Below are 19,009 nucleotides of genomic sequence, written 5' to 3'. Positions count from 1 at the left end.
AGCCAGTGAGGAGCACGCCGTGGCCGCACCTGCGTCGGCACCCGCCGACAGCCGCAGCCGCCCCGCGGTTCGGGACGTGGTCTTCGTCGACGGCGTACGCACGCCGTTCGGCAAGGCCGGTTCCAAGGGCATCTACGCCGAGACCCGCGCCGACGACATGGTCGTCAAGGTGATCCGCGAGCTGCTGCGGCGGCACCCGGAGCTGCCGCCGGAGCGCATCGACGAGGTCGGCATCGCCGCCACCACCCAGATCGGCGACCAGGGCCTGACCATCGGCCGCAGCGCCGCGCTGCTGGCCGGGCTGCCCAAGTCGGTCCCGGGCTTCGCCATCGACCGGATGTGCGCGGGCGCCATGACCGCGGTGACCACGATCGCCAGCGGCATCGCCTTCGGCGCTTACGACGTGGCGATCGCGGGCGGCGTCGAACACATGGGCAAGCACCCGATGGGCGAGGGCGTCGACCCCAACCCGCGTTACGTCTCGGACAAGGTCGTCGACCCGTCCGCGCTGATCATGGGCTCCACCGCGGAGAACCTGCACGACCGGTTCCCGACGCTGACCAAGGAGCGCACGGACGCCTACGCCGCCCTGAGCCAACAGCGCTACGACGAGGCGCTGCAGGCCGGGAAGATCACCCCGGACCTGGTGCCGGTGTCCACCCGCTCCGCCGAGCAGGGCTGGGGCCTGGCCACCGCCGACGAGCCGCCGCGCCCGGGCACCACCGCGGAAGCGCTGGCCGGGCTGAAGACGCCGTTCCGCCCGCACGGCCGGGTCACCCCGGGCAACGCCGCAGGCCTCAACGACGGCGCCACCGGCTGCCTGCTGGCCGACGCCGAGACCGCCGAGTCTCTGGGCCTGCCGGTCGGCATGCGGCTGGTCGGCTACGCCTTCGCCGGCGTCGAGCCCGAGGTCATGGGCGTCGGTCCGGTGCCGGCCACCGAGAAGGCGCTGGAGCGCGCCGGGCTGAGCATCGACGACATCGGCCTGTTCGAGATCAACGAGGCCTTCGCGGTGCAGGTGCTGGCCTTCCTGGAGCACTTCGGCATCTCCGACGACGACCCGCGGGTCAACCCGTGGGGCGGCGCGATCGCCTGCGGCCACCCGCTGGCCTCCTCCGGTGTGCGGCTGATGACTCAGCTGTCCCGCCACTTCGCCGAGCACCCCGAGGTGCGCTACGGCATCACCACCATGTGCATCGGCTTCGGCATGGGCGGAACGGTCATCTGGGAGAACCCGAACTACAACGCAGGAGGCGAGCAGTGACCGAATTCGCCGCGCTGTTCCCCGACGAGGTCGTCACCAAGGCGCACACCCGCCTCGTCGACGCACCCGGTCTGGCCGGCAAGCTCGCGCTGATCACCATCGACAACGGCCACGACCACACCCGGCCGTCCACCTTCGGCCCGGGCGGGCTGGAGAGCCTGAACGCCGCGCTGGACGAGGCCTTCGCCGCCGAACCCGCGGCCATCGCGGTCACCGGCAAGCCGTTCATCTTCGCCGTGGGCGCCGACCTGTCCGGCATCGGCCGGATCACCGAGCGCGAGCACGCGCACATGATCGCCAAGGCCGGTCACGACGTGTTCCGCCGCCTGACCGAGTCGAAGATCCCGACCTTCGCGTTCGTCAACGGCGCAACGCTCGGCGGCGGTCTCGAGCTGGCGCTGTCCTGCCACTACCGGACGGTGTCGAAGTCCGCGGGCATGGTCGCGTTCCCGGAGTGCTTCCTGGGCCTGTTCCCGGGTTGGGGCGGCACCCAGCTGCTGCCGAACCTGATCGGTCCGGACGCTGCGGTCACCGTGATCATCGAGAACGCGCTGAGCCAGAACCGGATGCTCAACCCGAAGAAGGCCCAGGGCCTGGGCATCTTCGACGAGCTGCTGGACAGCCCCGACTTCCTCGAGGAGTCGATCCGCTGGGCGGTCCGCGTGATCAACGGCGAGCAGGCCGTGTCGCGCCCGGAGATCGACCGCGGCAAGGGCTGGGACGACGCCGTTGCCCGCGCCAAGGGCATCGTCGAGTCCCGCACCCACGGGGCCTCCCCGGCGGTGACCAAGGCCGTCGAGCTGATCGAGCTGGCCCGCGGCAACGACCTCGACGCCGGCTACGCGGCCGAGACCGAGGCGCTGGCCGACGCGCTGATGTCCGACGAGCTGCGCTCCGGGCTGTACTCGTTCGACCTGACCCAGAAGCGCGCCAAGCGCCCGGCCGGTGCGCCGGACAAGTCGCTGGCCCGCGACGTCAAGAAGGTCGGCGTGGTCGGCGCCGGGCTGATGGCCGGGCAGCTGGCGCTGCTGTTCGTGCGCCGCCTGGAGGTGCCGGTGGTCATCACCGACATCGACCAGGAGCGCATCGACCGCGGCGTGGCCTACATCCACGGCGAGATCGACAAGCTCGCCGCCAAGGGCCGCCTGTCGCCGGACGCGGTGAACAAGCTCAAGTCCCTGGTCACCGGATCGCTGGACAAGGCGGCGTTCGCCGACGCGGACTTCGTCATCGAGGCCGTGTTCGAGGAGATGTCAGTCAAGCAGAAGGTGTTCGCCGAGCTGGAGCAGCACGTCTCCGCCGAGGCGATCCTGGCGACCAACACCTCGTCGCTGTCGATCACCGAGATGGCCTCCCGGCTGCAGCACCCGGAGCGGGTCGTCGGCTTCCACTTCTTCAACCCGGTCGCGGTCCTGCCGCTACTGGAGGTCGTGCGCGGCGAGAAGACCGACGACGCGGCGCTGGCCACCGCGTTCAAGGTCGGCAAGAAGCTGAAGAAGTCCTGCGTGCTGGCCAAGGACGCCCCGGCGTTCGTGGTCAACCGGCTGCTGACCCGCTTCATGGGCGAGGTCATCGCCACCGTCGACGAGGGCACGCCGTTCGAGGTCGCCGACAACGCCCTGGAGCCGCTGGGCCTGCCGATGACCCCGATGGTGCTGCTGCAGCTGGTCGGCCCGGCGGTCGCCCAGCACGTCAACGAGACGATGCACGCGGCCTACCCGGACCGCTTCGGCCTCAGCGCCAACATGCAGCGGTTCGTCGCGGCCGGCAAGACCGCGGTGTGGACCGCCGACGAGCAGAGCGCCTCCGTGGGGGGCGGCGGCCAGGAGACGAGCGGGCAGATCGTGGACCCCGAGGTCGCGGCGCTGTGGGAGCAGGGCGACAAGCCCTCGACGTCGGAGCAGGTCCGCGACCGGGCGCTGAACGCGCTGGCCGAGGAGATCCGCTTCATGCTCGACGAGGGCGTGGTCGCGGAGGCGCAGGACATCGACCTGTGCATGCTCTTGGGCGCGGGCTGGCCGTTCTGGCTGGGCGGCATCACGCCGTACCTGGACCGAGCGGGCATCTCGGAGAAGGTCAACGGCAAGCGCTTCCTCCACCCGGGCGTGGCATCGGTCTCCGCCTGATCGAAGAACCGTGGAAGCGGGGCCGGGGTGAATCGTCCCGGCCCCGCTTTCATGTGCGTGAGGTCAGATGCCGGTTCTGCCATGATGGAGCGGACGGAGATGAGGTGATGACCGGTGACCGCGCTTGTTCAGCACGAACTGGGCCCGTTCACGATCGCCGATTGGCATGCGCTTCCCGCCCGCGAGGACGGATCGCGCCTGGAACTCATCGAGGGGTACTGGCTCGTGACGCCACCGCCCAGCGGACAGCACCAGTGGGCTGAGAAACGAATCATCTCGCTCTTCGATCAGGCGATCAGTGCGGCTGAACGCAACGATCTCTACGCGGTCGGCGGTATCGGCGTCGAGATCAGCACGAGCTATCGCTCGGCTCTCATCCCCGACTTCGTCGTCCTCGACACCGCACCGGTCGGCACGTCGTTCCAGCCGGGGAACGTCCTGCTCATCGGCGAGATCTGGTCTCCGGGCAACACTTCGAGCGAGCAGCAGGAGAAGTTCCAAGCCTGCGAAAGAGCTGGCGTCCCCTTCTTCTGGAGCGTCGCTCAAAACCACGGCGGCCCCACCGAACTTGCTGCGTACCGGCTGGAGAACGGCCGATACGTGTGCGACGAGACCGCTGCGATCGGTCAAGGGCTCGTGCACATCACGTCGAGCCCAGTGCCGCTCGACGTCAACGTGACCTCGCTGCGTCTCCCAGACCTGGCTCGCTAGGGCGCCGCGGGGAGTTGGACGGTCACGGCCAAGCCTCCGGTGGGGAGGGCTTCGGCCTGGACTCGGCCGTGGTGGGCCTTCGCCGCTGCTTGGACGATCGACAGGCCCAAACCTGCTCCGCTGCGGGCGGTTCGTTCGACTCCTGCTCGGCGGAACGGTTCGAAGAGGGCTTCCACCTGCTCCGGCGGGATGTTCTGGCCGGAGGACGCCACTCGCAGGGTTGTCCACTGTGGATCGCTGCCGATGGCGATCTGCACCCAGCCGCCGTCGACGTTGTGCCGCACCGCGTTCTCCAGCAGGTTGCCCGCGACGCGCTCCAGCAGTGCCGGGTCCCCCACCGCGAACGCCGGTTCGCCGCTGCACTTCACCCGCAGCCCGCGCTGGCGAACCTCCGGTTCCACCGCGCGCCGCGCTCGCCCCACCACCTCGGTGAGATCGACCGGTTCGCGCACCGCCAGCTCGACGCCTTCCGTGCGCGCCAGCAGGAGCAGGGACTCCACCAGGCGTTCCGCGCGCGCTGTGGCTTCGCGGACCACCTCGGCCATCCGGCGCAGCTCCGTCTCGTCGGCGTCGGGATCGGACAGCGTGACTTCCAGCTCCGTGCGGATCACCGACAACGGCGTGCGCAGCTCGTGGCTGGCGTTGGCGACGAACCGGCGCTGGGAGTCGAAAGCCGCCTGCAACCGGTCGAGCATCTCGTCGAAAGTGTCGGCAAGACGGGCGACTTCGTCGCGCGGACCGCTCAGCGCGATCCGTTCGTCCAACGACTCAGCCGAAAGCCGCCGCGCGGTCGCGGTCACTTCGTGCAGCGGTCGTAGCACCCGGCCGGACACCGTCCATGCCAGCAATGCGGCAGCAAGCACGACCGCCACGAAAGCCCCTCCGCCGATCAGCAGGACCTGCTGCCGCGCGGAGTCGCGCAACGCCTCCCCCAGCAACGGCGCCGGCACGTCCACACCGTGCACCCGGACGAGCGTGCCATCCGGTAGCTGCGGCACCGCGGCCACCACGTTGCCCACCAGGACCCAGCCCAACCACAGCAGCAGACCGCTGACCACGGCGACCAGCCCGGTCGCAAGCAGCGTCAGGCGGAGCCGGAGGCCGGGCCCGCGGCGGGAGAACGACCGGGCGGCCGCGCGCATCGGATCAGCCCCGAGCGTGCTCGGCGCGTCCCGCCGACGGCACCCGGTAGCCGGAGCCGACCACGGTCTCGATGACGCCCGGCTCGCCCAGCTTCTTGCGCAAGGTCATCATGGTGACCCGCACAGTCGTGGTGAACGGGTCGGCGTTCTCGTCCCAGACCCGCTCCAGCAACTCCTCGGAGCTCACCACGGCACCACCGGCCGACAGCAGGACCTCCAGGACGCCGAACTCCTTGCGGGTCAGCTCGATCTCGCCATCGTTCCGGTGAACCGTGCGCCGCGCCGGATCCAGCTCAAGCTCGAGCGCGGTGAGCAGCGGCGGCTGGGCCGGTGTCGCGCGCCGCCCCAGCGCCCGCACGCGGGCGACGAGTTCGGCGAAGGCGAACGGCTTGGCCAGGTAGTCGTCGGCGCCCAGGGACAGCCCGGCGACGCGGTCGGCCACCGTGCCGCTCGCGGTGAGCATCAGCACCCGCGTCAGCTCACCGGAGTTGATCAGTTCCCGGCACAGCTCGTCGCCGGACATGCCGGGCAGGTCGCGGTCGAGCACCACCACGTCGTAGCGGGTGATCGACGCCTTCTCCTGACCGCTCTCGCCGTCGTAGGCGACGTCCACGGCCATGCCGTCCCGCCGCAGCCCGCGAGCAACCGCGTCAGCCAACGGCTTCTCGTCCTCGACGACCAGGATTCGCACGCCCTCACCCTGCCACAACGCCCAGAACCACGACCCCGAACACGATCGATCCCCGGCACCCGCGTCCAACCCGCGGCACGCGATTTCAATGGAAATCAGACATCCGATTTCCATTGAAACCGCGTGTATGCGTCAGCCGTTGGCAGCGGGGCGCTCGACGTCGGTGGCGACTCGCAGCGGGGTGCGCGCGCCGCCGAACTTGGCCAGCCACTCGGTGATGCGTGCGGCGATGTCCTGCTCGGTGAGGCCGAGGTCGGCCAGCACCTCCTCGCGCGAGGAGTGCTCCAGGAACTCGTTCGGCACCGCCAGGTCGCGCAGCGGGACGTCCAGCTCGGCGTCGCGCAGCGCAGCGGCCAGCGCCCAGCCGAAACCGCCGTGCCGACCGCAGTCCTCCAAGGTGACCACCAGTCGGTGCTGGGAGGCCAGGTCGACCATCTGCTCCGGGACCGGCACCACCCAGCGCGGGTCGACCACGGTGACGTCGATGCCCTGCGCCGCCAGCCGCTCAGCCGCCGCCACCGCGAGCTCGCCGAACGCGCCGACCGCGGCCAGCAGCACGTCACCGTTGCCGCGCCGCAGCACGTCAACACCGCCGATGCGCTCGACGGCCGGGATCTCCTCGATCACCGGGCCCTTGGAGAAGCGCACCACGGTCGGCCCGTCGTCGACGGCGACCGCCTCGCGCAGCTCCTCGCGCAGCGTGACCCCGTCGCGCGGGGCGGCGACCTGGATGCCTGGGATCAGGCCCAGGATCGACAGGTCCCACATGCCGTTGTGGCTGGCCCCGTCGTCGCCAGTGACACCGGAGCGGTCGAGGGTGACCGTCACCGGCTGCTTGTGCAGCGCGACGTCCATCAGCAGCTGGTCGAACGCGCGGTTGAGGAAGGTCGAGTACACCGCGAACACCGGGTGCAGCCCGCCCATCGCCATGCCGGCCGCCGAGGTCATGCCGTGCTGCTCGGCGATGCCGACGTCGAAGCACCGCTCCGGGTAGGCCTCGCCGAACTTCTTCAGCCCGGTCGGGCCCAGCATCGCCGCGGTGATGGCCACCACATCGGGCCGCTCCGCGCCGATCTGCACCAGCTCGTCGGCATAGACGTCGGTCCAGCTCTTCGGGGCCGGCTTGGTCGGCAGGCCGGTCTCCGGGTCGATGACCTTGACCTGGTGCATCTGCTCGGCCTGGTCGTTCTCTGCCGGGGCGAAGCCGTTGCCCTTGCGGGTCACCGCGTGCACGATCACCGGGCCGCCGAAGGACTTGGCCATCTGCAGCGCGTGCTCCATCGCGCGGATGTCGTGGCCGTCCACCGGGCCCAGGTACTTGATGCCCAGGTCGGAGAACATCACCTGCGGGGCGAAGGCGTCCTTGATGCCGCTCTTGGCCGCATGCAGGCCGGTGTAGAGCGAACGGCCCACCACGGGCAGGTTGCGCAGCGTGCGGCGACCGCTCTCCAACGCCTTCTCGTAGCTCGGGTTCAGCCGCAGCGCAGCGAGGTGCTCGGCCAGGCCACCGATGGTCGGGGCGTAGGAGCGACCGTTGTCGTTGACCACGATCACCACCGGGCGCTCCTGGTCGGCGGCGATGTTGTTCAGCGCCTCCCAGCACATCCCGCCGGTCAGCGCGCCGTCACCGACCACGGCCACGGCGTGCCGCTGCTCGTCGCGCTGTTGGAAGGCACGCGCCATGCCGTCGGCGTAGGACAGCGCGGTCGAGGCGTGGCTGTTCTCCACGTGGTCGTGCTTGCTCTCGGCGCGCGACGGGTAGCCGGACAGGCCGTCCCGCTTGCGCAGCTGGTCGAAGCCGTCCTGCCGACCGGTGATGATCTTGTGCACGTAGGCCTGGTGACCGGTGTCGAACACGACCGCGTCGCGCGGCGAGTCGAACACCCGGTGCACGGCCAGGGTCAGCTCGACCGCCCCCAGGTTCGGCCCCAGGTGACCACCGGTCCGCGAAACCTTCGCGATCAGGAACTGCCTGATCTCCTCAGCCAGTTGCGCCAGCTCAGCGTGCTTAAGGCGCCTGACATCGGCCGGATTGCGCACGGACCCCAGCAGCGTCACCACTCCACCTCACTCATAGTGCTGGTCGGGTTCATTCGCATGCCGGGCCCGGCTGGCTGCCTGGCTCCGCCGCGATACATGGTGCGCCCAGTCTACGGAGCGGGCTACCGACGGCCCGGCGCGGTGTACGCCCCGCCCGGCCGCTCGCGGCCGATCGATGCTCCCGCGTACCGGTACCGCCAAACGGCCGCTGTTGCCGGTGCCCGAGCCATCAGCCGAGCGTCCACGCCCACCTGAAGATCGAACTCGCGGCCAACGTCTTCACTGCTCCAACACCTGCAAGGCAGACCGCGCAGCTTCCCGAGGCACCAAGCGCTGCGATGACTGTGACCGCCGCCGCGACCACCCTCGAACGGACTGTTGACTGCGCAGGTCAACGCTGCGGGGATCGTCACCGATGGCCAGATCCCACCGTTTCCCGGAGCAGCTGCGCCACGGACTGCCCGGGCCGGGGTGTCAATTTCGCGAGAAATTGACACCCTCTGCGTTCAGCTCCAGGGGCGCCAGGAGGGGATCGGGGCGATGTCGGGGCGAAGGTCGCCCCAGGGTGGGCTGTGCGGCGGGAGCTGCTGGAGTTCGGCGAACTCCAAACGGCTGCGCACGCGCAACCAGGCGACGACGAAGTAGGCACCGAGCGCCAGCGCGACGATGCCGACGATGCCGACGATGCACGTACCCAGGTCGCTCAGTGCTCGCCCGATACAGGTGGCCAGCAGCATCGAGCCGAGGATCGCGGCCAGGAATCCCACCGGCGCCCGGAACGCCGGGTGCGCCAGGGCCTTCGGTCCGCTGCGGTAGGTCGTGGTGCGCTCGACTGCCCACTTGCGCAGCGCGTGCCACGTGGGCAGATCCTGGGGGCCGGTTCGCAGCGACCAGGCGGCAGTGCCGCGGCGACGCACGATCGCCGCCACCAGCCTCGGGTCGTCGACCGGCAGCACCCACTGCTGCTTCCCCGCGACCAATCGCACCGCCGGTCCGCAGCGCAGGCGAACGCCGACACCACCGGGCAACGGCCACCAGGCCTCATCGGCGTCGATCTCACCGGGTTGAGCCAATGCGAGCTCGGCCAGCGGCAGCGCATGGTTTCCGGACCCACCGGTGACGTTCTGCACCAGCACCACCCGGTCCCGGCCGATCCGCAGCCGTGCGGAACCGGCAGGCAGGACGGTCTCCACGTCGAGTTCAGCCAGGTCCGAAGCGAGTGCGTTGCAACGCCGATACGCAACACGCGCCGCGAGCGGCGCAACGATCAGGACGACCAGCCCGAGCAGGCCGAGCGGCGCCGCGAAGATCAGGTCGACCACCACCTGCGGCACTGCGGCGAGCAACGCCCAACCCGCCCAACGGCGCGGAGTCCGCAGGTCCAGCAACCAACCCACCGCGGCGATCCCGATCCACACCGCCGCCCAGATCAGCGAGGACCCGGGCGCAGCCGCCAAACCGAGCAGCAGCCCCAACGCAGGCAGCACCACCACGCTCAACGCGCCCAACGCCAGCGACACCGGTCGACGCCCCGGCACGAATTCCGGTGCGGCACTGGGATTTCCGGGCACCGCCCGCGCCTCGGTCCCCGACTCGGGCGGCGCGGGCAGCACCTCCGGCAGGTGTTCGCGATTCGTCATCTCGCCGTTTCCATCCTCGGATCGACCCACGCGCCCGACGGCCACCAGGTTCACAGTTTCAATTGAAACTGTAATTTCCAGGCACGGCGAACCACAGTTTCAATTGAAACTGTGGTTCGCCAAGCGGAAGTTCGAGGCCGGTTACTCGTCGACGGGCTCGAGGAGGGCGATGCACTCGATGTGGTGGGTCATCGGGAACGCGTCGAAGGCCTGCAGGTCGCTCAGGCGGTAGCCGTGTTCGGCGTAGAGCGAGACGTCGCGGGCCAATGCCGCCGGGTCGCAGGCGATATGGACGATCCGGGACGGCTGTCGCGAGGCCACTGCGTCCACCACGGCGCGACCGGCTCCCTTGCGGGGCGGGTCCAGGACCACGACGTCGGGCGTCGGCAGGTCCTCGTCGGTCATCACGCGCTCCACCGTGCCCGCGCGGAACGCCACCTGCGGGAGGTCCCGGAGGTTCGCCACAGCGTCTTCCACCGCGCGCTTGGACGACTCCACCAGCAGCACTTCTCCGGTCGGCCCGGCCTGCTCGGCGAGCACCGCCGCGAACAGACCGACCCCGCCGTAGAGGTCCCAGGCCACACCGCCAGCCGGCACTGCGGCCAGCTGCGCGACGGTCTCGCTGAAGACGTCCGGCGCGGCCTGGTGAACCTGCCAAAAGCCCTGCACCGACACATCGAACGAACGTCCTGCGGCGGACTCGTGCGCCACCTCGCCGCCGCGGACGTGCCGGGCCACGGGACGCGCATGCCGCCGCTTCGGCTTGTGGTCCACCGCGGTCACGTGGACCTCGCCGCGCGAGTCCTCGACCGCAGTCAGCTCCGCGCCCGGCCGCCAGCGGCGATCGGTGACCTCCGCCATCGCGCCCGCCGCGGTGATCGGGCAGTCCTCCACCGGCACCACCCGGTGGCTGCGGTGCGCGCGGAACCCGGCGTTGCCGCTGCGGTCCACGGCCAGCCGCGCGCGCGTGCGCCAGCGCAGCAATCCGCCGGGCAGCTCGCGCACCTGCACCGGCCAGTCGATCCCGGCGATCCGCTGCAGCTGCTCAGCGACCACCGCCGCCTTCAGCTCGCGCTGGGTCTCGCCCGAGGCGTGCTGCCAGTCGCAGCCACCGCACCGGTCGCGGCCGAGCGCCATGTCGGCCAGCGCGCACGGCGGGCTCACCCGGCCCGCGGAAGGGGTCAGCACCTCGACCGCGTCAGCGCGGCAGAAGCCTCCCCCGGCGTCCTCGGTGACCTCCACGACCACGACCTCGCCGGGCAGCGCGTGCCGGACGAACACCACCCGGCCCTCGTACCGCGCCACGCAATGGCCGCCGTGCGCGACGGCACCGACCTCGACTTCGAGCCGCCTACCGGTCCAGTCCGGTTTTCCGGTCACCGCTTCCCTTCCCGTTGGCCCCCAGCCCGCGCCGCGTGGCGCCGGGCATCGAGGCCAGCTGCTGCTTCTTCTTCTGACGGATGCGATCGGAGGACTCCAGCTGCCACGGCACGCTGGTGACCATCACACCCGGCTGGAACAACAGCCGGCTCTTGAGCCGCAGCGCGCTCTGGTTGTGCAGCAGCTGCTCCCACCAGTGCCCCACCACATACTCCGGGATGAACACCGTCACCACGTCGCGGGGGCTGTCCCGGCGGATCCGCTTGACGTACTCCAGCACCGGTCGGGTGATCTCCCGGTACGGCGATTCCAGCACCTTCAGCGGCACCGGCAGGTTCTCCGCGTGCCACTGGGCGGTCAGCGCCCGGGTGTCCTCGTCGTCGACGTTGACCGTCACGCCCTCCAGCACGTCGGGCCGGGTAGCGCGGGCGTAGCCGATGGCCCGCATCGTCGGCAGGTGCAGCTTGGAGACCAGGACCAGCGCGTGGTTGCGCGAGGGCAGCACCCCGTCGGCTTCCTGCTGCGTGAGCTCCTCGGCCACCCGGTCGTAGTGCCGGTGGATGGCGGTCATCAGCACGTAGATGGCGGCCATCGCGGCGATCGCGATCCAGGCACCGTGGGTGAACTTGGTGATCAGCACGATCACCAGCACGCTGGCCGTCATGAACAGACCGAAGGTGTTGATGGCCTGCGCGCGCCGCATCCGGGACCGGGTCTGCGGGTCCTCCTCGGTGCGCAGCTTCCGGTTCCAGTGCCGGATCATGCCGCTCTGGCTGAGCACGAACGACACGAACACGCCGACGATGTAGAGCTGGATCAGCCGGGTGACCTCGGCCTGGAAGGCGAACACCAGGATGACCGCACCGGCGGCCAGGAACACGATGCCGTTGGAGAACGCCAGCCGGTCGCCGCGGGTGTGCAGCTGCCGCGGCAGGAACCGGTCCTGCGCCAGGATCGAGCCGAGCACCGGGAAACCGTTGAACGCGGTGTTGGCCGCCAGCACCAGGATCAGGCCGGTGAAGAACACCAGGTACCACACGCCCGGCGGGAAACCGTGGAAGACGGCTTCGGCCAGCTGCGCGACCAGCGTCTTCTGCTGATAGCCCTCGGGCGCGCCGATCAGCTGGCTCGCCGGATCCTCGGCGACCACCGCGCCGGTCAACTTGGCCAACCACAGCAGGCCCAGGAACATCACCACGGCGATGCTGCCCATCAGCGCCAGCGTGGTCGCCGCGTTGCGCGACTTCGGCTTGCGGAACGCCGGTACGCCGTTGCTGATCGCCTCCACACCGGTCAGCGCCGCGCTACCGGAGGAGAACGCGCGCAGCACCACGAACACGAACGCGACCCCGGCCGTCTGGCTCTCGTCGGGCACCAACCCGAAACCCGCGCTCTCGGCCCGCAGGTCCGCGCCGAGCACGAAGCTCTGGAACAAACCCCAGATGATCATGAATAGGATGCCGACCACGAAGGCGTAGGTCGGGATCGCGAACAGCGAACCGGATTCCCGGACACCGCGCAGGTTCATCGCGGTGAGCAGCACGATCGCGCCGACCGCGAACAGCACCTTGTGCTCGGCCACGAACGGGATCACTGAGCCGATGTTGGCCGCCGCCGAGGAGATCGAGACGGCGACGGTGAGGATGTAGTCGACCAGCAAGGCGCTGGCCACCACCAACCCCCACCGGCGCCCGTGGTTGACGCTGGCGACCTCGTAGTCGCCGCCACCGGAGGTGTAGACGCGCACGTTCTGCCGGTACGAGGCGACCACCGTGATCATCACGATTGCGACGAGCAACCCGATCCACGGGCTCACGGCATAAGCCGAGATGCCCGCGGCCGAGAGCACCAGCAGGATCTCCTCCGGTGCGTAAGCCACGCTGGACATGGCGTCGGAGGAGAACACCGGCAGCGCGATGCGCTTGGGCAGCAGCGTGTGCGCGAGGCGGTCGCTGCGGAACGGTCGACCGACGATCAGCCGTTTCGCTGCGGTTGCGAGCTTGGACACGGCACAGAGCGTAAGCGCAATGCGCGGCCAACCGGGTGGTTCTGCCGTCCGTTTTGCTAGCAGGTCACATCCCGGGGCCACCCCTGCCCACATCCGCACCTCACCCGGTACGGTGCACCAGCCCGGAACCGGCCGTCGTTCCCAGACCCGGATCCGCGGTCCTCCAGGTACCGTCAGCAGACGATCGCGAGATCGTCGCAACGCCAGCACATCCCCGCAGCGAGGAGACGAAGCTCGTGCACGTGGTGATCATGGGATGCGGCCGGGTCGGGTCGTCCCTGGCCGCCGCCCTGCAACGGCTCGATCACACCGTGGCCGTGGTCGACAAGGACCCCCAGTCGTTCCACCGTCTGGGCAAGGATTTCCGCGGCCAGCAGGTCACTGGCAACGGCTTCGACCAGGACATCCTGGTCGAAGCGGGCATCGAGCGGGCAACGGCGTTCGCAGCCGTGTCCAACGGAGACAACTCCAACATCGTCTCGGCGCGGGTCGCCCGCGAGACCTTCGGCGTGGAACACGTGGTCGCCCGGATCTACGACCCCAAGCGCGCCGAGGTCTACCAGCGCCTGGGCATCCCCACCGTGGCCACCGTTCCGTGGACCACCGACCGGTTCCTGCGGATGCTGCTGCCCGAGGGCGTGGCCACCGCGTGGCGGGAGCCGTCCGGCACCGTCGCGGTCCTGCAGCTGCCGCTGCACGAGGGTTGGGTCGGGCACCGGGTGTCCGAGGTGGAATCCACCATCGGCGCGCGGGTCGCGTTCATCACGCGGTTCGGCAACGGCGTGCTTCCGGAGGCCAAGACGGTCATCCAGGCCGACGACGTGGTCTACGTGGCCGCGCTGTCGGGCACCGTCACCGACGTCACGGCGGCTGCCCGCCACACACCCGAGGAGAGCGAGTAATGCGCATCGCGATCGCGGGCGCCGGCGCGGTCGGCCAGTCCATCGCGCGGGAGCTGCTCGAAGGCGACCACGAAGTCCTGCTCATCGAGCGCAGCGCGGCGAACTACCGACCGAGGAACATCCCCGACGCGGAGTGGATGCTGGCCGACGCCTGCGAGCTGGCCTCGCTGGAGGAAGCGGGGCTCGAGTCCTGCGACGTGGTCATCGCCGCCACCGGCGACGACAAGGTGAACCTGGTGGTCTCGCTGCTGTCGAAGACCGAGTTCGCGGTGCGCCGGGTCGTCGCCCGCGTCAACGACCCGCTCAACGAGTGGCTGTTCACCGAGGCGTGGGGCGTTGACGTCGCGGTGTCCACGCCCCGGATGCTGGCCGCGATGGTCGAGGAAGCGGTCAACGTCGGCGACCTGGTCCGGTTGATGACCTTGCGCCAAGGCCAGGCGAACCTGGTCGAGGTGACGCTGCCGGAGACCACGCCGCTAGCCGGGCGACGGGTCCGCGAGCTGAAGCTGCCTGCGGACGCGGCGCTGGTGAGCATCCTGCGCGGTGGCCGGGTCATCGTGCCGCAGGCCGACGATCCGCTGGAGATCGGCGACGAACTGCTCTTCGTGGCCACCGCCGACGTCGAGCAGCAGATCCGAGCGATCATCCACGATCAGCAGGACTGACCCCGAAATCCACCCGACCGGGTGCGCATCAGCACGATTTCACATGGAAATCAGACGTCTGATTTCCATTGAAATCGCGGAAGTCGTCGTCAGACACTCGAGCGGGGTGTTGAGTGCGAAAGCCGGTTGCAGCCGGTTGCAGCCGGTTTCAGCACTCACGACCCCGCTCTGGTCCGAGATCCCAGCTGAGGGACGGGTTGGAACTCACCGCGGGCGATTCCTCCGCCTCGGTCTTCTCCTGCTCCGCGACCTTCGCCGCTCGCCGGATCGCCCACACCGTGACGATCAGCGCCAGGCCGGTCAGCGGGTAGCCCATCGCGATCCGGGCGAACGCCAGCCAACCGGTCTGGTCGGCCTCGTAGAGCCACTGCTGCACGACGTACTTCGCGGCGAACACGGCGACCCACGCCAGCGTGGCCAGGTCGTAGCCGCGCAGCGCGCGCTTCTGCTTGCGCCAGGCGAAGCCCAGACCGTTCAGCGCCGACCAGGCGACGCCCACCAGCGGCCAGCGGACCAGCACCGAGACCAGGAACAACCCGCCGTAGATCAGGCTCGTCCAGATGCCCAGCAGGAAGAAGCCCTTGGCGTCACCGGAGCGGTAGGCGATGAACGAGCACACCGCCACCCCGATCACGCCCGAGATGGCCGGTTGCAGCGGTTCCTTGCGCACCATCCGGAAGATCGCGATGGCCACCGCCACCCCGATCGCCGACCAGATCGCCGGCATCAGGCTCATGAAGGAGCTGACCACCACGAAAGCCACGATGGGCACGGCGGAGTAGGCCAGTCCGCTGACCCCGCCCATCTGCTCCAACAAGGTGTTCTCGGCTCCAGTGGCCTGCTGCTCGCCAGTGTCCGACTGCTTCTCGGCCGCGTCCTGGGCGGAGAGCCCGGCAGCCGCTGCATCGCGTTCGCTCATGCGGTGTTCTGCAACTCGTAGTAGGGGTTGTAAAGCACCTTGCGGCCGTCTCGAACCGCGATCCGGCCACGGGCCTTGATGATGCGGCCCGGTTCGATGCCAGCGATCCGGCGGCGACCCAGCCACACCAGCGTGACGTCCTCGGTGCCGTCGAAGAGCTCGGCCTCCAGCGTCGGCGCCGATGCCTTCGGGCACAGCCCGACGCTGCGGACCCGCCCGAGCACGACGGCCGCCTGACCGCACTTGCAGTCGCTTGCCGGCTGCGCTCCACCGGCCAGGGACCGCTCCGACAGGTCGTCGGCGTCCAGCTCGGCGACGTCACTGGTCAAGCGCCGTACGAGGCGACGCCAGTAGCCGCCCTCGCTCTTACTCATCTAGCGCTCCTGTGCGCCCTCGGGGCTCGACTCGCGCAGCCCGTGCACCCCCAGCGTAGCGGCCATCGGACGCAGGGTCCCGCCTCCGGCGGGATTGCGAACTTGATCGCTCGATCGGATCAACATCGAGGCTGGCTTGCTTCTTCTTTGAAACGCCGAAGGCGTTTAGCCTCGGTGCTTGCACCGCCGCGGGTTCTCAGACGGCGTCTGAGACCTGCACTGCCACGCAAACCGAGTTGACGACAGCCTTCAGTTCTGGGACAGCGCGAGCGCCCCGCCTAGGCCGATCAGGGTGCTGCCGCTGACCACCTGTTGACGCCGCCACCAGCGCGGGTTTCGGGCCAGCTTGGCCGCCAGCGGACCCGCGAACGCGGCCACCAGCAGGTCAGCCGAGATGGCGAACACCACGAAGATCAGTCCGAGCACCAGGAACGCCAACGTCGCCGAGCCCTGCTCCGGGTGCACGAACTGCGGCAGGAAGGCAAGGAAGAACACGGCGGTCTTCGGGTTGAACAGCTCGGTGAAGAAGCCCTGCACCACCGCCGAGCCGCGCTGCCGCGGCGAGTCCTGAGCCTGCTCACCCGAGCCCTTGCGCAGCTCCCAGAGCGCGCGTGCGCCCAGGTAGATGAGATACGCAGCCCCGATGAGCTTCACCGCGGTGAACGCCACCGCCGAAGCCATCAGCAGCGCCGAGAGCCCGACGGCCGCGGCCAGCACGTGCACAGACGCCCCGAGGCCGTTGCCCATCGCCGAACGCACCCCCTCCCGGGAACCGCCGCGGATGCTCCGGGCCAGGACGTAGAGGATTCCCGGCCCCGGCGCGAAGGCGATCAGCAGCGCGGCACCGAGGTAGACCCACCATTCAGCAGCGTTCGGCACCCGCCCAACGTAGCGGCTCGGACGTCGCCCCGGTGCCGGGACGGCGTCCGAGTCCGGTCACTGCGGGGCCTGACCGTTGGCCTCGGCCTGCTGGGCCTGCTGGATGTGGCGCAGGATCGCCTCCGGCAGCTCGATGGGCAGCGGGGTGCGCACCGGCATCGGGTCGGTGCCGCGCACCACGATCGTCTCGTCGAGCACCGCGTACAGCAGCTTCGCGCAGTCCTCGGCGGACTCCGCCGGCCCGGCCGCGACGCCGCGCAGCAGCCAGCGCGGGCCGTCCACGCCGATGAACCGCAGCGCGGCCTTCGGCGAATCGGCCACCAACTCGACGCCCCAGTCGCCCTCCTCGGTGTGCACCCGGGCGCCGTCCTTGCGCAGCTGCTCGGTGAGCTCGCCGCTGACCTCGTTCCACAGACCGTTGCTGCGCGGTGCGGCGAACGCGCTCACGGTCAGCCGACCGACCGGGGTGACCAGGTGCACTGCGCGCACCGGACCCGACGGGTCGACCTCGACCTGGAGCTGGCCGCCCTCGGGCACCGGCAACCGCACCGAGCCCAGGTCGAGGCGCTCCACCTCGTCCTCGGGCGCCTCGGTCTCGTCGAACGGTCCGCGCTCCACGACGTCCTCGGCTTCGACCGCTGACTCCTCAACCACGTCGTCGGCGCGCTTGCCCCGACCGCGGCCCAATCCGAACATCCCCTCAGCCCTCCGTCCCGTGACCGGCCTCGGTTCCCGAGACCGCCAGCACCTGGTGCCCGCCGGTGGACCCGTAGCCCCCGGCGCCCCGCTGCGACGCGGGCAGCTCGTCGACCTCCTGGAACACCGCGTGCTCGACCTTCTGCACGACGAGCTGGGCGATCCGGTCGCCGCGCTGCAGCGACAGCGAGTTGTCCCGATCATGATTGATCAGGCAGACCTTGATCTCACCGCGGTACCCGGAATCGACCGTGCCCGGCGCGTTGACCACGCTCAAGCCGGCCTTGGCGGCCAGTCCGGAGCGCGGGTGCACGAAACCGGCGTAGCCCTCGGGCAGCGCCAGCGCGATGCCGGTGCCCACCACCGCGCGTTCGCCGGGTTCGAGCACCAGGTCGCTGGTCGTCACCAGGTCCGCGCCGGCGTCGCCGGGTTTGGCGTAGGCCGGCAGCGGCACGTCGGGGTCAAGTCGGGTCAGCAGGACCTTCACGTTCGACACGGGCGGCGAGACTACCCTGAAGTCGTGTCGGAAAGCGTAGAAGCGGCCAGCACGAGCGGGGACATGCCCGGTCAGGCGAATTCGACGGAGCCCCCGGTGTACCGGGAGCGGCTGTACGCGGCCTGGTGGTCCTGGCCGTTGCCCATGATCGGTGCCGTGCTGATGGCCGCGCAGGTGCACATGGGCTACCCAGGCGTGCGGGCGTGGCTGCCGTACGCGGTGCTGGTGCCGTTGGCGATCGCCATCCCGCTGTGGCTGGGTCGCACCAAGGTGGAAGTCCTCGGCGGCGAGCTGTGGGTGGGTGACGCGCACCTGCCGCTGCGGTTCATCGACGAGGTCGAGGTCATCGCGCCGCAGGAGCGGCGCAAGGCACTGGGTCCGGACCTGGATCCGGCCGCGTTCATGGTGCACCGCTCCTCGATCCGCACCTCGGTGCGGATCTGGTTGGACGACGCGAACGACCCGACCCCGTACTGGGTGGTCAGCACCCGGCGCCCCGAAGAGCTCATCGAGGCGCTGGGCAAGAGCTGACCTGGTTCGAGCGGGGGAAAGAAAACTGGGCACACGCCCTGCGTGTGCCCAGCCACTTCCCGGTTTCGTCGACGTCTGCGTGCTCAGGCAGCGCAGTCGCGGCAGATGAACTGGCCGTTCTTGGTCTCGGCCAGTCGACTGCGGTGATGAACGAGGAAGCAGCTCGCGCACGTGAACTCGTCCGCCTGCTTGGGGAGGACCTTGACGGTCATCTCCTCGCCGGACAGGTCCGCACCCGGGAGTTCGAAGTTCTCCGCGATCGCCCCTTCGTCCTCGTCGACGACGCCCGATTGCGCATCGTTGCGTCGCGCCTTCAGCTCCTCCAACGAGTCCTCGGCCATATCCTCGGACTCGCGGCGCGGAGCGTCGTAGTCGGTCGCCATCGTGATTCACCCCTGCGTTTGTGGAGACTGCAATGGTGTGCCGCTGGTAAACGTTCCAGGACCAGGATTTGTGCCCGGTGGCGCAGTGATCGTGGTCTCGCCCTGCAACGCGTTCAGTTCCCCCGTTATGAGCGACTTGCCTCATCCGGCACTCCGTGAGGC

The 19,009-nt window shown here is 69.7% G+C and carries 18 protein-coding genes; 6 read left to right on the top strand and 12 right to left on the bottom strand.

The window, feature by feature from the left end; all coding sequences use genetic code 11:
* The first annotated feature begins 19 nt into the window (after positions 1–19).
* The 3 genes from ACWCO2_RS15035 (at position 20) to ACWCO2_RS15025 (ending at position 4,101) form a co-directional block, all read left to right on the top strand.
* Positions 20–1,264 (top strand): thiolase family protein, encoded by a 1,245-nt coding sequence (locus tag ACWCO2_RS15035; protein ID WP_450128304.1) that lies wholly within the window; start codon positions 20–22, stop codon positions 1,262–1,264.
* Positions 1,261–3,390, top strand: a complete 2,130-nt coding sequence (locus ACWCO2_RS15030) for a 3-hydroxyacyl-CoA dehydrogenase NAD-binding domain-containing protein (protein ID WP_450128303.1) — start codon at positions 1,261–1,263, stop codon at positions 3,388–3,390. Before ACWCO2_RS15035 ends, ACWCO2_RS15030 begins: the two co-directional genes overlap by 4 nt.
* A gap of 114 nt (positions 3,391–3,504) precedes the next feature.
* A complete protein-coding gene (locus ACWCO2_RS15025; RefSeq protein WP_450128302.1) occupies positions 3,505–4,101 on the top strand; it encodes a Uma2 family endonuclease in 597 nt (198 codons plus the stop codon).
* On the opposite strand, the gene ACWCO2_RS15020 is transcribed toward ACWCO2_RS15025, so the two are convergent.
* From ACWCO2_RS15020 to ACWCO2_RS14995, 6 genes are all read right to left on the bottom strand, one after another.
* Positions 4,098–5,243 carry a sensor histidine kinase gene (locus ACWCO2_RS15020; protein WP_450128301.1) on the bottom strand — a complete coding sequence of 382 codons (1,146 nt, stop codon included), beginning with the start codon at positions 5,241–5,243 and terminating at the stop codon, positions 4,098–4,100. The genes ACWCO2_RS15025 and ACWCO2_RS15020 overlap by 4 nt on opposite strands.
* 4 nt (positions 5,244–5,247) lie before the next feature.
* On the bottom strand, positions 5,248–5,934 hold the full coding sequence (locus tag ACWCO2_RS15015; protein WP_450128300.1) for a response regulator transcription factor: 687 nt from the start codon (positions 5,932–5,934) through the stop codon (positions 5,248–5,250).
* 132 nt (positions 5,935–6,066) lie between these two features.
* Entirely contained in the window at positions 6,067–7,992 is a 1,926-nt protein-coding gene (dxs, locus tag ACWCO2_RS15010) for a 1-deoxy-D-xylulose-5-phosphate synthase (protein WP_450128299.1), read from the bottom strand.
* A 488-nt stretch (positions 7,993–8,480) separates the two neighbouring features.
* Entirely contained in the window at positions 8,481–9,614 is a 1,134-nt protein-coding gene (locus ACWCO2_RS15005) for a hypothetical protein (RefSeq protein ID WP_450128298.1), read from the bottom strand.
* 141 nt (positions 9,615–9,755) lie between these two features.
* On the bottom strand, positions 9,756–10,994 hold the full coding sequence (locus tag ACWCO2_RS15000) for a class I SAM-dependent RNA methyltransferase (protein ID WP_450128297.1): 1,239 nt from the start codon (positions 10,992–10,994) through the stop codon (positions 9,756–9,758).
* Positions 10,966–13,002, bottom strand: coding sequence for an APC family permease (locus ACWCO2_RS14995; RefSeq protein ID WP_450128296.1), 2,037 nt, complete (start codon positions 13,000–13,002; stop codon positions 10,966–10,968). Before ACWCO2_RS14995 ends, ACWCO2_RS15000 begins: the two co-directional genes overlap by 29 nt.
* Before the next feature lie 236 nt (positions 13,003–13,238).
* Between ACWCO2_RS14995 and ACWCO2_RS14990 the strand changes: the two genes are divergently transcribed.
* Both ACWCO2_RS14990 and ACWCO2_RS14985 read left to right on the top strand, forming a co-directional pair.
* Positions 13,239–13,904, top strand: a complete 666-nt coding sequence (locus ACWCO2_RS14990) for a potassium channel family protein (RefSeq protein WP_450128295.1) — start codon at positions 13,239–13,241, stop codon at positions 13,902–13,904.
* Entirely contained in the window at positions 13,904–14,569 is a 666-nt protein-coding gene (locus ACWCO2_RS14985) for a potassium channel family protein (RefSeq protein WP_450128294.1), read from the top strand. The genes ACWCO2_RS14990 and ACWCO2_RS14985 overlap by 1 nt, the downstream gene beginning before the upstream one ends.
* Before the next feature lie 148 nt (positions 14,570–14,717).
* Here ACWCO2_RS14985 and ACWCO2_RS14980 read toward each other — a convergent pair whose 3' ends face one another.
* The 5 genes from ACWCO2_RS14980 to dut form a co-directional block, all read right to left on the bottom strand.
* Positions 14,718–15,488, bottom strand: coding sequence for a DUF3159 domain-containing protein (locus tag ACWCO2_RS14980; RefSeq protein WP_450128293.1), 771 nt, complete (start codon positions 15,486–15,488; stop codon positions 14,718–14,720).
* Positions 15,485–15,862: an OB-fold nucleic acid binding domain-containing protein gene (locus ACWCO2_RS14975; RefSeq protein ID WP_450128292.1), complete on the bottom strand. Its 378-nt coding sequence runs from the start codon at positions 15,860–15,862 to the stop codon at positions 15,485–15,487. The genes ACWCO2_RS14980 and ACWCO2_RS14975 overlap by 4 nt, the downstream gene beginning before the upstream one ends.
* Before the next feature lie 249 nt (positions 15,863–16,111).
* Positions 16,112–16,741 (bottom strand): LysE family translocator, encoded by a 630-nt coding sequence (locus ACWCO2_RS14970; protein ID WP_450128291.1) that lies wholly within the window; start codon positions 16,739–16,741, stop codon positions 16,112–16,114.
* A gap of 57 nt (positions 16,742–16,798) precedes the next feature.
* Positions 16,799–17,437, bottom strand: a complete 639-nt coding sequence (locus ACWCO2_RS14965) for a DUF3710 domain-containing protein (RefSeq protein WP_450128290.1) — start codon at positions 17,435–17,437, stop codon at positions 16,799–16,801.
* A 4-nt stretch (positions 17,438–17,441) separates the two neighbouring features.
* Positions 17,442–17,933, bottom strand: coding sequence for a dUTP diphosphatase (gene dut / locus ACWCO2_RS14960; protein ID WP_450128289.1), 492 nt, complete (start codon positions 17,931–17,933; stop codon positions 17,442–17,444).
* Positions 17,934–17,957: 24 nt separating this feature from the next.
* On the opposite strand from dut, the gene ACWCO2_RS14955 reads away from it, so the two are divergent.
* On the top strand, positions 17,958–18,464 hold the full coding sequence (locus ACWCO2_RS14955; protein ID WP_450128288.1) for a DUF3093 domain-containing protein: 507 nt from the start codon (positions 17,958–17,960) through the stop codon (positions 18,462–18,464).
* An 83-nt stretch (positions 18,465–18,547) separates the two neighbouring features.
* On the opposite strand, the gene ACWCO2_RS14950 is transcribed toward ACWCO2_RS14955, so the two are convergent.
* Positions 18,548–18,847: a DUF4193 domain-containing protein gene (locus ACWCO2_RS14950; protein ID WP_270947973.1), complete on the bottom strand. Its 300-nt coding sequence runs from the start codon at positions 18,845–18,847 to the stop codon at positions 18,548–18,550.
* Between the last annotated feature and the right edge of the window lie 162 nt (positions 18,848–19,009).

Source organism: Saccharopolyspora sp. NPDC002376 (assembly GCF_053593195.1).
This window is presented reverse-complemented; position numbering and strand designations above follow the sequence as displayed.

Coding starts and splice junctions, on each gene's coding strand:
- ACWCO2_RS14980 (WP_450128293.1), bottom strand. CDS start 15,488: ATGAGCGAACGCGATGCAGCGGCTGCCGGGCTCTCCGCCCAGGACGCG.
- ACWCO2_RS14965 (WP_450128290.1), bottom strand. CDS start 17,437: ATGTTCGGATTGGGCCGCGGTCGGGGCAAGCGCGCCGACGACGTGGTT.
- ACWCO2_RS14985 (WP_450128294.1), top strand. CDS start 13,904: ATGCGCATCGCGATCGCGGGCGCCGGCGCGGTCGGCCAGTCCATCGCG.
- ACWCO2_RS14950 (WP_270947973.1), bottom strand. CDS start 18,847: ATGGCGACCGACTACGACGCTCCGCGCCGCGAGTCCGAGGATATGGCC.
- ACWCO2_RS15005 (WP_450128298.1), bottom strand. CDS start 9,614: ATGACGAATCGCGAACACCTGCCGGAGGTGCTGCCCGCGCCGCCCGAG.
- ACWCO2_RS15020 (WP_450128301.1), bottom strand. CDS start 5,243: ATGCGCGCGGCCGCCCGGTCGTTCTCCCGCCGCGGGCCCGGCCTCCGG.
- ACWCO2_RS14975 (WP_450128292.1), bottom strand. CDS start 15,862: ATGAGTAAGAGCGAGGGCGGCTACTGGCGTCGCCTCGTACGGCGCTTG.